This window comes from Limosilactobacillus ingluviei DSM 15946 (genome assembly GCF_001435775.1).
Classification (GTDB): Bacteria; Bacillota; Bacilli; order Lactobacillales; family Lactobacillaceae; genus Limosilactobacillus; species Limosilactobacillus ingluviei.
Genome location: NZ_AZFK01000077.1, coordinates 30,900 through 43,592 on the forward strand (window position 1 = coordinate 30,900; position 12,693 = coordinate 43,592).

Consider the following 12,693-nt stretch of genomic DNA (forward strand, 5'->3'; position numbering starts at 1 on the left):
TATTAATAATATTAACAAGTGGACAAAAATGCAAGAATTACCACGGGAGTTTCTTGGCGTAATCGGCCTTATTGGTCTGCCGGGCCCGCGCGATTGCCATATCGTACTGGTTTGTATCGTCAGTAATCGTGGAACCGGCGGCAACAAAGGAGTCGGCCGCAATGTTAACTGGCGCCACTAAATTCGAGTTGGACCCAATAAAGGCGTGGTCGCCAACATTGGTATGGTGCTTTTTGGCCCCATCGTAGTTCACAAAGACGACCCCACAACCGACGTTGATGTCCTTGCCTAACGTCGCGTCCCCGACGTAGGATAAGTGGCCAATCTTGGTCCCTTCCCCGATGTAGGCCTTCTTGATTTCACAGAAGTTGCCAATGTGGACGTCCTTGCCAATCTCGGCTTGCGGGCGCAGGTGGCTGTTGGGGCCAATGTCAGACCCGTCGTGCATTTCAGCTTCTTGCAAAGTCGAAGCCGTCACCGTGACGTTGTCATGCAGGGTCGAATCAATGATCCGCGACCCGGCACTGATGTAGCAGTCGCTGCCGATCACGGTGTGGCCCTTGAGCACAACGTTGCCTTCCAAGACCGTATCGTTGCCGATCTTAACCCCGGCATCAATGTAGGTCGTGGCCGGATCCAGCATTGTCACCCCTTGTTTCATCAGGTTGGCATTGATGCGGGCTTGCATCAGTTGGTTGGCCCGGGCCAAGGCGATCCGGTCGTTGACCCCCATTGATTCGTCAAAATCCTTCATCCGGTAAGCCGTCACGACTTCACCCTGGCCCTTGAGAATTTCAATTACATCGGTCAGGTAGTATTCGCCCTGGGCGTTGTCGTTTTTGAGCAACTTTAAGGCTGCAAAGAGCTTCCGGTTGTCAAAGCAGTAGACCCCGGTGTTGATTTCTTTAATCGCCTTTTCTTCTTCCGTGGCGTCCTTTTGTTCCACGATCCGCTCAACAATCCCGACTTCATTCCGAACAATTCGGCCGTAGCCGGTCGGATCCGGCGCTTGCGAAGTCAGAATCGTCACCGCCGCCTTGCGTTGGGTGTGGTATTCAAACAGCTTGCGGAAAGTGTCGGCCGTAAACAACGGCGTATCCCCGCTGACCACCAGGGTTTGCCCATCCAAATCCGCCAGTAAGTCGGCCGCTTGCATCACCGCGTGGCCAGTCCCCAGCTGTTGCTTTTGCAAAACAAACTTCGCCCGGGTCCCGATCGCTTCTTCGACCGTTTCGGCCCCGTAGCCGACGACCGTAATGATGTTGTCAATCTCGGCCCCTTCCAACTGGTCTAAGACGTGAGCGACCATCGGCTTACCACAGACCTGGTGCAAGACCTTGTAGAGCTTGGACTTCATCCGGGTCCCCTTGCCCGCGGCGAGGATAATTGCGTTGCGTTGCGTCATGTTATTCGTTCCCTTCTTCAGTAAAGACTTGTGTTAAGAAATTGCCGGCTTGGGCCGTTAAAGAATCATCGGGGCCTGCCGTGACCTTCAGTAGTGACGTCACGCCAGACACCAGTCGCTCGCCCTCAAACTGCCCTTCCGCAAAGACATTCATCCCAACCAGGTGGGCGTCAAATTCCTTAATGAGTGATTGCATCCCCTTCATGGTACCACCACCCTTTAAAAAGTCATCAATAATTACCACATTCGCTCCTTGCTTAAGGGTCCGCCGGGATAATTCCATCTTTTTGATCCGCTTGGATGAACCCGAGACGTAATTGACGCTGACCGTTGACCCTTCGGTGATGTGAGAACTGTTGCGCACGATCACAAACGGCTTGTTTAAGTACATTGCCACACTTTGGGCCAGCGGAATCCCCTTGGTTTCGACGGTCATAATCACATCGACGTCCGTATCAATGTATTGAGTGGCAATCAGCTGGCCGACTTCGCGCAAAATTTCCGGCCGACCCAATAAATCGGACAAGTAGACATAGCCCCCTGGCAACAGGCGGGATGGGTCAGCAATCAATTCAACTAAGTCCGCAATGACCCGTTCGGCATTGGCCTTAGAATACTGGGGCGCAAAAAAGGCCCCCCCGCTGGCCCCGGGGACCGTATCAACCTTGCCAATTCCAAATTCAGCCATCGTCTTTTTGACAATGCTCAAGTCTTCGCTGATCGACGACTTGGCCGCCCCGTAGTTTTCGCTAAAGTGCTTTAACGAGACCAGCTTGTGGGGGTGTTCCAACAAGTACCGGGTGATGTCAACTAACCGATTGCTCCGACGAATTTTCATATTTTTCCCTCTTTTCCTTTGGCCTGGCCGGGGTGCGCCAACTTAACGAAGGGTTCCCCGGCACCAAGCCCGTGCGTTGCGAACTATTTTTTAGGTAAATCCCTTTAAAATGACACGATTACCTTCAAATCATACCATAATCGTTCGGTGTTTGCCGGACTTTTTTCAAAATGGGCCGCAATTAAGGAACGTTCGGAATTAAAAAGGCGACCCGCGTAATTTCATCCGCGAGTCGCCTGCCAACTTAACTTTTCCCATTTTCTGGGCGTCACTTAAATTTTAATCCGCCTGCCGATGCCGGTTGGCCAAGGCGGCCAGGTAGATTCCCACTTCAATCACCGCAATAAAGAAGCTGACTGGCCAATTGGTCAGATAGCCTAGGTACAACCCGGTCCACGTCCCCGTGAGGGCAAAGAGAATCGCCAAACCGATCATCTTGGCCGTTCCAGTCGTAAAGTACTTGGCGCTGGCGGCCGGCAGGGTCAACAGGATAAAGATCAACAACGAACCCACGATTTGGGCCGCCACGCTGACACTTAGGGCCACCAATAGTAAAAAGATCACCGCAACTACGCGCTCGCCGACCCCATTGACCCGGGCCCCGGTCCGGTCAAAGGAGGAGAACTTCAACCGGCGGTACAGCAAAAAGATCCCGACCAACACGACTACCGACAAGCCAATTAACTGGTAAACCTCGGCTTGACTGATCCCGACGACACTCCCAAACAAAATGCTGGTCGCTGAGCTGGCGGTTTGACTGCTTAACGATAAAAAGAGGATCCCCAACCCGATAAAGAGGGCCGACGTCGCACTGATGACCGCTTCGCGCCGCGATTCTTCGGTACTCATCTGGCCAACCATCACTGAACTAGCCATCGTGTACAGCAACATTCCAGCCAGGGGCGACCAACCCATGAAGACGGCAAAGGCCGCCCCGGCAAAGCCAATTTCCGACAGGGTATGGGTCAAAAAAGACAGGTTGCGGGCCACGACAAAGACGCCCACCGTCCCGGCTACGACCGCAATAAAGGTACTGGCAAAAAAGGCGTAGCGCATAAAACTTAAAGCAAACACTATTCGGCACCCCCCTTTGGTGACGCTGGCAACTCAGCAATCGGTCCCGTCGTATAACCGGTCTTGGTCAGGTGCAAAAAGCGACTGCCGTAGTGCTTGGCCAACTCCCAGTCGTGGGTGATAAACATTACCGTCAAACCCGCCATTTGAAACTTAGTCACTAAATCCAGCAGCTCATACTTCACTTCGTTGTCCAAGCTGGCTGTCGATTCATCTAAAATCAAAAGCTGCGGGTGGGCCAACAAAGCTTGAGCCAGGTAGGCGCGTTGTTTTTCGCCCCCCGAAGCGACGCCCAACGGCCGATCGGCCAAGGGCAACAAGTTGGTCTGCCGCAGGATGCTGGTGACCTGCTGGCGTTCCTTTTTGCTCAGCCATGGGGTCAGCTTCAATGGTAGATTCAAGGCGACAAAATCACGCACCGACAGCGGGTAATCACGCACCAGATTCCGAAACTGGGGCACGTAGCCCAGACGCGTCCCAGCGGCAAATTCAATCTGACCGTGGCGGGGCTTTAACTGATGAAACAGCGCCCGCACCAGGGTGGTCTTCCCAACCCCATTTTCCCCCACGACCACCAGAAAGTCACCTGGTTGGATCTGAAAGGAGAGGTCCCGAATAATCTCATGTTCTCCGTAAGCTAAGGTTAAATCATTAACAGTCAGTAAAGCGATCTTAATCCCCTCCTTCTTGGATTTGGCGTAAAGCTTGGTATTGACTTTGCATCCACTCAATGTAAGTTTGGTGGTCTGGTTTAGTCTCCGTCACGTTTAAGACCGGAATGCCAGCTTGCTTGGCCCGCTTGACCAGATTCTTCACCGTCGTATCGCTGGCCTGGCTGTTATTGACAAACAGGGCCAATTCTTGCCGGTCAATTTGCGTTTGCAACTGTTGAATATCGGCTGGCGACGGATCATTGCCATCCTCAATCGCCTTTTCAAAATGGCGATCGACAATCTGATAGCCCAAATCCGTTAAGGCATAGTCAAAGACCGGCTCACTGACCGCGACTTGCTGGCCCGGTTTGACCTGGGCTTTCACCGTGGCAATCGTTTGATCGAGCTGGGCCAATTTTTTCAGATACGCCCGGGCCTGCGCTTGGTAATAGCGGCGGTGGGCTGGATCCAATTGCCCATAAACCTTGGCCAGGTGCTTGGTTAATTGCTTCATCGTTGCCGGATCATACCAGACGTGTTCGTTGGCCCCCATTTTTTTTCCGGCCACCTGTTGACCGACGTTGACCACCGTTTGTTGTGTGGTCGTCGCCTTGGTCATATCACTCAACCAGTGATCATAGCCCAAGCCATTTTCAATCACTACGTTGGCCTGGCTAAGCTCTTTGGCCTGGGCCGTAGTAGGTTGAAATTCGTGGGGATCAGTGGCAGCACTATTGATAAAGGATGTCACCTGACCGTATTTTCCGGCGACGGCCGTGGCCGCTTCGCCATAAAAGTTCAGGCTGGTCACCACCCGAATCGGTTTTTGCGTGGTCACCGGTAAATGAGGCCGCCAATCGGTCACCATCAAGACTAATAAAATTAATAGGTAGCCCACCAAACCGGCCAGCCCCCAGTATTTTTTCTTCACGTTGCTTTCCTTCCCTCACCCTTATTTATTATTAAATCGTAATGATTATCATTAGAACGAAAGCATCATACACGGCTGCCTGGAAAAATGCAAATTTTTCTCGCTGGCCTGGCTGGTCCTGCTCCCTTCGGAAACGTTTACATTTAAAGTTGTCGATACTTTCTTTGACGAAAAAAGCCGCCACTTTCCCTTTTCTGACTGCTCCCAGCCAAGGGGGCCGGTTAATTGTTATTTTTTTGTGAAAAAGCAGCCCCGGCAAGTTCATCACCTACCGGGGCATCCCAATTTATTTACTTTCCCACGTTGCCGTTGAGCTGGCCTGAGTTGGTCGAACTAATTGAAAATCGGTGTCGTGGCCCAACTGATCCACCAGTTCAAACTCGTGGGTCGCTTCGCCAGCCGGCAGTTTGATCGTCAGGTGCGTAACCTTGCCCGGCTGGACGGTCAAGCGCTGGGTCTTAAAACGAACCGCACTTTCGTCATCACCATCCTTGACTTGGACCGTTGCTTTACGCAGGCCCTTGATCTGCAACTGGTACGTCCCTTGCTCATCGGTCTGAAAAGTCAAATCATCATCGCTGGCCACTTGATCGTGCTTAACCAACTGGTAACTGCCTCGTTGGGCCGACTTAGATGTCGTAAATTGCTGGCTTGATGCCGGCGCAGTCGGCCGACTCTGCCACCACCCGGCCCCCAACAGACCCGCCCCCAGTAAGAAGCTCAAACCAATCAACCAGCCCGTCTTTGCCCAACGCAAGCTTTTCCCCACGCTTAACGCCACCAAGACCAGGGCAATCCCCCACCAAAAACCAGCACCTAAGAACCAATACATCATTGTATTCCCTCCTCGTCCGAGATAAATCAAAATCTTTTTCCAGGGAGCATTCCTGAATTCATTTTAGGAGAAATAGCAGATTCTTCTTTTAAGCAGGCAACAATAAGATTATCTTTATTATACCACATAATTAGCAACCGTTAAACCAACCACACGGTTAAGCCGCTTTTTACCGTCAAAAAAGCAGCGACTGGGTTTATCCCCAACCGCTGCGCTCAATTGTTAGTGCTTCGTTACCAATTTAAAGACTTTTGCCGGTTCGCCATTTAAATAATGGACAATATTTTGACAAGAGATCCGCTGTAAGTCGACCAGTGAATCGGTACTGTAAAAGGCCACGTGCGGGGTAACCAAGACGTTGGGCCGCCCCACTAAGGGGTGGTGGGCCAAATCAGGATTTTCCGTTGTCAAAACGTCCAGTGCTGCCCCCTTGAGCTGGCCTTGATCCAAAGCGGCCACCAACGCTGCTTCCACGACCTCAGCCCCCCGGCCCATGTTAATGAAGTAGGGGTGCTTTTGCATCTGGGTAAAGGCGGCCGCGTCAAAGTAATCGTAATTGGTTGAATTCAAATTCATGTGGTTGGTCACCACATCGGCTTCGCTAAATAAGGTGGCCGGCGATACTAATTCGACAAACGCACTGACCTTGGCGAAATCGGCGTCACTGATGAAGGGATCGGTCGCCAGCACCCGCATCCCCAGCGCATGCGCCCGGGTAGCCACGGCCCGGCCGATCTTGCCCAAACCAACAATCCCGAGCGTTTGGTTGCTGAGGCGGGAATTGGGCGTCATCAAATCATAGCGCCAAGCGTGATTTTGATCGACGTCGGTGACATAGGCCTTGAGTTGGCGGACCAGTGCCAACATGGTGGTAATCGTAAACTCGGCCACGTCTTGGGTACAATATTCACCGACCGGGCAAACCCCAATCCCAAACTCTTCGGCCGCCGCTAGGTCAACATTGTCATACCCCGTCGCGTTAATCGCGATCACCTTAAGCTGGTCGGCTTGGGCCAAAGCGGCGCGATCAAGGGGAATAAAGGCCGTCAGGAGGGCATCGACCTGGGCCAGTTTGGCCAAAAACTCAGCCCGGCGTTTTTCTGTGTATTCGTAAGCTTCGATTTCACAGTTTGCCAACCCCGCCGTCAGCACCTGGCGTTCTAAATCGTGCTTAGGCATCATCGATTCTTTGTAATCTGCGATGAGGACTTTCATGCTATTGCCACCTTTCAAAAAAGCCGGGACTTCTCCCAGCTTATCCTTCCATCCCCGGATGGACCATCGTCACGTGTTCCCGTTGGGCCTCCATAAAGGGCTGACCCACGACTTCAAAGCCGGCTTGCTGATAATAACCCACGACTGGGGTTTGGGCGTGGATCGTGATGGCTTGCCCCGGGAAATGGCGCTTGATTCCGGCTAACAGGTGTTGCAACAACGCCTTGCCGACACCCGTGCCCCGGTAGGCTTTGGCGACCACCACCCGGCCAAAACTAACCCCGTCCGCCGTCGCAAAATAGCGGGCGTAGGCCACGACTTGCTCACCCTCGCGGGCAAACAGGTGGTGGCAGTGCCGATCTTGTTCGTCGGGTTCGGGGTAGCTGCTTTGCTGCTCGGCATTAAAGACCTGCGCTCGCAGCCAGTAAATTCGCTGTAATTCATCCACCGTCAAAGCGGTAAACTCTTTATCCTGCCATTCCATCGGCATCCCCCTTATAACATGACGACCTGGTAAACTTCGTGGCAAAAACCGCGCAACCCGTTATAGACGCGCTTGGCCCGCGATTCACTGCGACAAATTGCAAAGACCGTTGGCCCGGTACCACTCATTTGGGCCACATCAGCGCCTAATTTCAACATTTTAGCCTTCAAGCGCCCAATTTCTGGGTACTGCTGCTCGGTCACCGGCTCCAAGACGTTGCCCATTTTTTGCAAGGCCCCACGCCAATCCCCCGTCTGCATTGCCTGCAATAAGCCCGCATTATCCAGGTGCACCAGGGTTTCATAATTGATCTGACGCAAAATGGTCGGTGTAGAAACACTGACCTTGGGCTTGGCAACCACCACCCAATCGTGCGGGACGGGTGGCAATAATTCGACCTGTTCTCCGTGCCCGGTCACGTGCGCGGTGTGACTGTAGACACAGTACGGAACGTCGGAATCAATGCTCAAGGACAACTTCGCCAACTCTTCTAAGGAAAGCCCCAGCTCCCAGCCCGCGTTCAAGCCCCGCAACACGGCTGCGGCATCCGACGAGCCGCCTCCCAAACCCGCCGCGACCGGGATATTTTTTTTGATCTTAATCGTCACCCCCGCCGGCTGGTGAAAGCGGGTCTTTAACATATGGGCCGCTTGGTAGGCTAAGTTCCGCTGGTCATTGGGCAGAAAACCACTGTCCGTGTAAACCTTGATCGTCTGCGGGCGGTCATGGATCTCGATCGTAAGGTAGTCAGCTAAATCAATCGAGGTCATCACCATATTCCACTTTGGGAGACCATCGAGGTAGCGCATCGGGGTATCCAAAGACAGGTTGATTTTCGCCGGTGCTTTTTCCGTCACCAACATGGCAAGCCCCCCTTTTAATCAGTTATTTGCTAACATTATACAGAGCTTTAGGGAAGGCTTTCAACCGGCAAACGAAAAGAGCCTCCCGCGAACGGAAAGCTCTCAAAAATTAATCAAACATCCCAGCGGCCTGCAAAGCATTAGCCAGCTGAATAAATTGGTCCAAACTCACCCGTTCCGGCCGAATTTGCGGATCCAGCCCCAAGTCGGCCAAGACCTGTTTTACCGCCGCGGTTTTGGCAGCGTCCTTTTTAAAGTATGGTTTGAGGTTGTTCCACAAACTCTTGCGCCGGTGGGCAAAGCAGGTCTTGATCAACGCAAAGAGTTGCTTCTCACTGCTTGGCAACACCGCCAATGGCTGGGCCCGCTGGGTTAAGGTTACGATGGCTGAATCTACGTTCGGCGCCGGAACAAAGGAACGGCGCGAAACGGTAAAGGCCAGCTTGGCATCCATCTTGTATTCGATCGCTAGCGTCAAAGCGCCGTAATCCTTGGTACCGGGCTGCGCCGCTAAGCGTTCGGCGACCTCTTTTTGCATCATCACGGTGATGTTGGCCCATTCAACCGGGGTCCCCAACAAGTGCATCAGAATCGGGCTGGTAATGTAATACGGCAAGTTCGCCACGACTTTGACGGGCTTGGCAGGATCGGCAAAGTGCTCGGCAATCAACTGGGGCAGGTTCGCCTTTAAAACATCCTGGTTCAACACGGTAACGTTGTCGTAATCACTCAAGACATCAGCCAGGACCGGCAATAAGTCCGTGTCCAGCTCCAAGGCTAAGACCTGGCCGGCCCGCTGGGCCAATTTTTCCGTCAGTGCCCCCAGCCCGGGCCCGATCTCAATCACATTATCCGTCGGGCTGATTGCCGCCGCATCGACAATCCCATTTAAAACTGCCGGGTTGGTCAAGAAATTTTGGCCAAACCCCTTCTTGGCGTGGAGGTGATATTTTTGCATAATCGCCTTGGTCCGGCTTAAGTTTCCGATTGCTTCTTTACTCATCGCGTTGTCCTTCCTGGTTGATTTGCTTGAGTGCCGCCACAAAGTGGTCCCGCTTGATCTGAAAAAGGTTTAACCGGACCAAAAATTGCTTGGCATTGCCGTAGCCAATCCCTAACAGTTGGCCCAACCGTTCGCGCCGCTGGCGGGCCGTCTTGCCCCCCATCAGGTCGTTCAATTGCAGGTCGGCCACGCTAAATTCAGCGGGCGCACTCGGGACTTCCGTATACACTTGGGCCAGGGCCGCTTGAATCGCGGCCGGACTGGCATGCTCGACGCCGAGGCTGCCGTGAGCTTGACTTGGCACCCCTTGGTCGCGCCGAATAAAGGCATGCTTGACGCCCGGAATCGCTTGGCTGATCATTTTACGCAACCGTTCCCCATTAAAGTCGGGGTCGGTAAAAACGATCAACCCCCGCGTTTTTTGCAGCTGTTTGAGTTGGGCCAGGCCCGCTTCGTCCAAGGCCGAACCGTTGGTTTCAAAGGTATCAGCGGCAACGGCCATTTGAATCCGTTTCGTGTCGTCCTTGCCTTCGACGACAATCACTTCTTTAATCTTTTGCATGGCGGGTAAACAAGCGCACCGCGTTGTCATACGTCGCGGTCGCTAGTTCTTCAGGCTCCTTTCCTAGCAATTCCGCCAGCCCCAGCACCGTAAAGTAGGTAAAAGCTGGCTCATTTTGTTTACCCCGGTAGGGCATCGGGGTTAAATACGGGGCGTCAGTTTCCACCAGCAAGTGCGCCAAGGGGGTCACCTTGGTTGCTGCCTGAACCGCCGTGGCCTGTTTAAAGGTCACCACCCCACTAAAGGAAAGGTCCATGCCCAAATCCAAAAAGCGTTGCGCCCACTCGGGACCTTCCGCAAAACTGTGCATGACCCCACCAAATTCTGCCACGTGAGCGGCCTTTAAAATCCGGTAAGTATCTTCAACGGCTTCCCGACAGTGAATCACCACCGGTAAGTGCAACTCCCGGGCCATCGCTAATTGCCGGGCAAAGATGCGTTGCTGGACGTCACGGGGCACCGCATCCCAGTAGTAATCCAAGCCAATTTCGCCCATCGCAACGACTTGGGGGTCAGCCAATTGATTCAAGAGAGTCTGTTCGGCCGCTTGATCATACGCCGCCAAGTCCTCCGGATGCCAGCCGACTACTGCTGACAACGCTGCGTGGTCATGCGCCAGTTGCAAGGCCCGGGCGTTGAGTTTGGCGTTGGAACCCACTATGTTCATCTTAACGACCCCAAAATGGGCGGCCCGCGCTAGGTAGGCCGCCACATCATCGTAAAAGACATCGTCATTGAGGTGGGTATGAGAATCGTAAATGGTTAAGCGTTGCGGCTCCATTATTCAACGCCCGACCCGTTAACCAGACTTTCTGGAACCGTCACCAGCGTGACTTGGCCGTCGTGTTCAGCTGATAGGATCATCCCGTTGCTTTCGTGGCCCAGCATCTTCTTTGGTTTCAGATTAGCCACGATTACAACCTTCTTGCCAACCAAAGCGGCTGGTTCTGGATACCACTTGGCAATCCCAGAAAGGATCTGCCGCCCCGTGGCCGAGCCATCATCCAATTGGAACTTCAGGAGTTTATCGGAACCTTCGACCGGTTCAGCCGCCTTGATTTCCGCCACCTTTAATTCCACTTTTTCAAAGACGTCAAACCGGATCGCCTTCTTGCCAGTGGTTTCGGCAACCGGTGCTTGGTCTTGTTGCTTTTCTGCCATTGCTTTCCGCCCCTTCTGCTTTTGGTTAGCACTCATTTGGCTCTTAATGAATTCAATTTCTTCCTTGCGGTCCCGCCGCGGAAAGATTGGCGTCCCCTTGGCAACGACCTGCGCTTCCGCCGGGAAGTCATCAAACTTCAGGTCCACCAGGGAAACCGGGTCACTGGCCAGGCCTAATTGACGCCAGATTTCAGCCGGCACATCTGGCATGAATGGTTGCAACATTGCCGCCGCAAAGCGCAAGGCCTTGGCCAAGTGGGTCATCACATCTGACAGGACCGCGGCTTGACTGTCGTCCTTAGCCAAGACCCACGGTTCGGTTTCATCAATGTACTTGTTGGCCCGGGCGATCAATTTCCAAATTTCGCTTAAGGCATCAGCAAAGCGAGTTTCGTCCATCAGCTGCACGTAGTTGGTAAAGACTCGGGCCGCGGTTGCTTCCAAGTCGGCATCAAAGGCCGTCGTCGCCGTTGGCTGGCCAACCAAGTGGCCGGCTTGGTACTTGTTAACCATCGCCACCGTCCGGTTTAAGAGGTTCCCCAAGTCGTTGGCCAGGTCGTAGTTAACCTTATCAACAAAGTCTTCGGGACTGAAGACCCCATCGTTGCCAAACGGCATCGCCTTCAGCAGATAGTAGCGAGTCGCATCCAAACCGTAGCGGTTCACCAACGTTTCCGGGTAAACGACATTCCCCTTGGACTTGGACATTTTGCCTTCCCGCATCGTCAGCCACCCATGGCCGATGACGTGCTTGGGCAGTGGCAGCCCCAACGCATGGAGCATGATTGGCCAGTAGATCGTGTGGAAGCGCACGATTTCTTTCCCGACCATGTGGACATCCGCCGGCCAGTACTTCTTGAAGTTGGCGTCATCATCCGAGCCGTAGCCTAAGGCTGTAATATAGTTGGATAAGGCATCGATCCAAACGTAAACGACGTGCTTGGGATCGCTTGGTACCTTCACGCCCCAGCTAAACGACGTCCGGGTAACCGCCAAGTCTTCCAACCCCGGCTTTAAGAAGTTGTTGAGCATTTCGTTCATCCGCGATTGGGGTTGGATGAAGTCCGGGTGGGCTTGGTAATAATCCATCAGCCAATCGGCGTACTTGCTCATATTAAAGAAGTAGGATTCTTCTTCCACCAATTGAACTTCGTGACCTGATGGCGCCTTCCCCCCGATCACGTTGCCTTGGTCATCGCGGTAGACTTCGGCCAGTTGGCTTTCGGTAAAGTATTCTTCATCATCAACGGAATACCAACCACTGTACTTGCCCTTGTAGATATCACCTTGGTCCAAGAGTTGTTGGAAAATCTTTTGGACCGCTTTTTCGTGGTAATCATCGGTCGTCCGGATGAACTTGTCGTTGGTAATCTTCAATTGTTGCCATAATTCCTTGATCCCCTTGGCCATTCCGTCCACGTAAGCTTGCGGGGTTTGACCCAATTTTTCGGCCTTTTGTTCAATCTTGAGCCCGTGTTCATCCGTCCCCGTCAAGAAAAAGACGTCATAGCCCCGCAGGCGCTTAAAGCGCGCAGCGGCATCACAAGCCACGGTCGTGTAGGAGTTCCCGATATGTAACTTCCCGGATGGGTAGTAAATCGGCGTCGTAATGTAGTAAGTTGGTTTTGCTGCTGCCATTGCAATTCCTCTTTTCCAGAAGTAGTTAATT

13 protein-coding genes are annotated in these 12,693 nt (G+C 53.1%); all 13 read right to left on the reverse strand.

Going from position 1 to position 12,693, the window contains the following annotated elements; translation table 11 throughout:
- Positions 1-37: 37 nt before the first annotated feature.
- The 13 genes from glmU to metG all read right to left on the reverse strand — a co-directional run bounded on the left by glmU (position 38) and on the right by metG (position 12,668).
- Positions 38-1,405: a bifunctional UDP-N-acetylglucosamine diphosphorylase/glucosamine-1-phosphate N-acetyltransferase GlmU gene (gene glmU / locus FC43_RS08045; protein ID WP_056955295.1), complete on the reverse strand. Its 1,368-nt coding sequence runs from the start codon at positions 1,403-1,405 to the stop codon at positions 38-40.
- Position 1,406: 1 nt separating this feature from the next.
- Complete coding sequence (purR, locus tag FC43_RS08050; protein WP_056955296.1) at positions 1,407-2,243, reverse strand: pur operon repressor; 837 nt, start codon at positions 2,241-2,243, stop codon at positions 1,407-1,409.
- Positions 2,244-2,522: 279 nt separating this feature from the next.
- The gene (locus tag FC43_RS08055; protein ID WP_156648354.1) at positions 2,523-3,317 is read right to left on the reverse strand and encodes a metal ABC transporter permease; all 795 of its coding nucleotides are present in this window, start codon (positions 3,315-3,317) and stop codon (positions 2,523-2,525) included.
- Positions 3,317-3,988: a metal ABC transporter ATP-binding protein gene (locus tag FC43_RS08060; RefSeq protein ID WP_056955419.1), complete on the reverse strand. Its 672-nt coding sequence runs from the start codon at positions 3,986-3,988 to the stop codon at positions 3,317-3,319. The genes FC43_RS08055 and FC43_RS08060 overlap by 1 nt, the downstream gene beginning before the upstream one ends.
- Before the next feature lies 1 nt (position 3,989).
- Positions 3,990-4,901: a metal ABC transporter solute-binding protein, Zn/Mn family gene (locus tag FC43_RS08065; RefSeq protein WP_056955297.1), complete on the reverse strand. Its 912-nt coding sequence runs from the start codon at positions 4,899-4,901 to the stop codon at positions 3,990-3,992.
- A 286-nt stretch (positions 4,902-5,187) separates the two neighbouring features.
- Positions 5,188-5,736, reverse strand: coding sequence for a hypothetical protein (locus FC43_RS08075; protein ID WP_156648356.1), 549 nt, complete (start codon positions 5,734-5,736; stop codon positions 5,188-5,190).
- 222 nt (positions 5,737-5,958) lie between these two features.
- Positions 5,959-6,951, reverse strand: a complete 993-nt coding sequence (locus FC43_RS08080; RefSeq protein ID WP_056955300.1) for an NAD(P)-dependent oxidoreductase — start codon at positions 6,949-6,951, stop codon at positions 5,959-5,961.
- Between the two features lie 40 nt (positions 6,952-6,991).
- Positions 6,992-7,435: a GNAT family N-acetyltransferase gene (locus FC43_RS08085; RefSeq protein ID WP_056955301.1), complete on the reverse strand. Its 444-nt coding sequence runs from the start codon at positions 7,433-7,435 to the stop codon at positions 6,992-6,994.
- Positions 7,436-7,446: 11 nt separating this feature from the next.
- The gene (gene ispE / locus FC43_RS08090; RefSeq protein ID WP_056955302.1) at positions 7,447-8,298 is read right to left on the reverse strand and encodes a 4-(cytidine 5'-diphospho)-2-C-methyl-D-erythritol kinase; all 852 of its coding nucleotides are present in this window, start codon (positions 8,296-8,298) and stop codon (positions 7,447-7,449) included.
- A 109-nt stretch (positions 8,299-8,407) separates the two neighbouring features.
- Positions 8,408-9,301, reverse strand: a complete 894-nt coding sequence (rsmA, locus tag FC43_RS08095; RefSeq protein WP_056955303.1) for a 16S rRNA (adenine(1518)-N(6)/adenine(1519)-N(6))-dimethyltransferase RsmA — start codon at positions 9,299-9,301, stop codon at positions 8,408-8,410.
- Entirely contained in the window at positions 9,294-9,863 is a 570-nt protein-coding gene (gene rnmV, locus FC43_RS08100) for a ribonuclease M5 (protein WP_056955420.1), read from the reverse strand. The genes rsmA and rnmV overlap by 8 nt, the downstream gene beginning before the upstream one ends.
- Positions 9,850-10,644 (reverse strand): TatD family hydrolase, encoded by a 795-nt coding sequence (locus FC43_RS08105; protein ID WP_056955304.1) that lies wholly within the window; start codon positions 10,642-10,644, stop codon positions 9,850-9,852. The genes rnmV and FC43_RS08105 overlap by 14 nt, the downstream gene beginning before the upstream one ends.
- Positions 10,644-12,668 carry a methionine--tRNA ligase gene (gene metG, locus FC43_RS08110; RefSeq protein WP_268872358.1) on the reverse strand — a complete coding sequence of 675 codons (2,025 nt, stop codon included), beginning with the start codon at positions 12,666-12,668 and terminating at the stop codon, positions 10,644-10,646. Before metG ends, FC43_RS08105 begins: the two co-directional genes overlap by 1 nt.
- Between the last annotated feature and the right edge of the window lie 25 nt (positions 12,669-12,693).

What these genes read in the sequence shown, in the direction of transcription:
- rsmA (WP_056955303.1), bottom strand. Translation starts at nt 9,301, where the DNA reads ATGAGTAAAGAAGCAATCGGAAACTTAAGCCGGACCAAGGCGATTATG.
- FC43_RS08105 (WP_056955304.1), bottom strand. Translation starts at nt 10,644, where the DNA reads ATGGAGCCGCAACGCTTAACCATTTACGATTCTCATACCCACCTCAAT.
- purR (WP_056955296.1), bottom strand. Translation starts at nt 2,243, where the DNA reads ATGAAAATTCGTCGGAGCAATCGGTTAGTTGACATCACCCGGTACTTG.
- rnmV (WP_056955420.1), bottom strand. Translation starts at nt 9,863, where the DNA reads ATGCAAAAGATTAAAGAAGTGATTGTCGTCGAAGGCAAGGACGACACG.
- FC43_RS08085 (WP_056955301.1), bottom strand. Translation starts at nt 7,435, where the DNA reads ATGGAATGGCAGGATAAAGAGTTTACCGCTTTGACGGTGGATGAATTA.
- FC43_RS08080 (WP_056955300.1), bottom strand. Translation starts at nt 6,951, where the DNA reads ATGAAAGTCCTCATCGCAGATTACAAAGAATCGATGATGCCTAAGCAC.
- FC43_RS08075 (WP_156648356.1), bottom strand. Translation starts at nt 5,736, where the DNA reads ATGATGTATTGGTTCTTAGGTGCTGGTTTTTGGTGGGGGATTGCCCTG.
- glmU (WP_056955295.1), bottom strand. Translation starts at nt 1,405, where the DNA reads ATGACGCAACGCAACGCAATTATCCTCGCCGCGGGCAAGGGGACCCGG.
- ispE (WP_056955302.1), bottom strand. Translation starts at nt 8,298, where the DNA reads ATGTTGGTGACGGAAAAAGCACCGGCGAAAATCAACCTGTCTTTGGAT.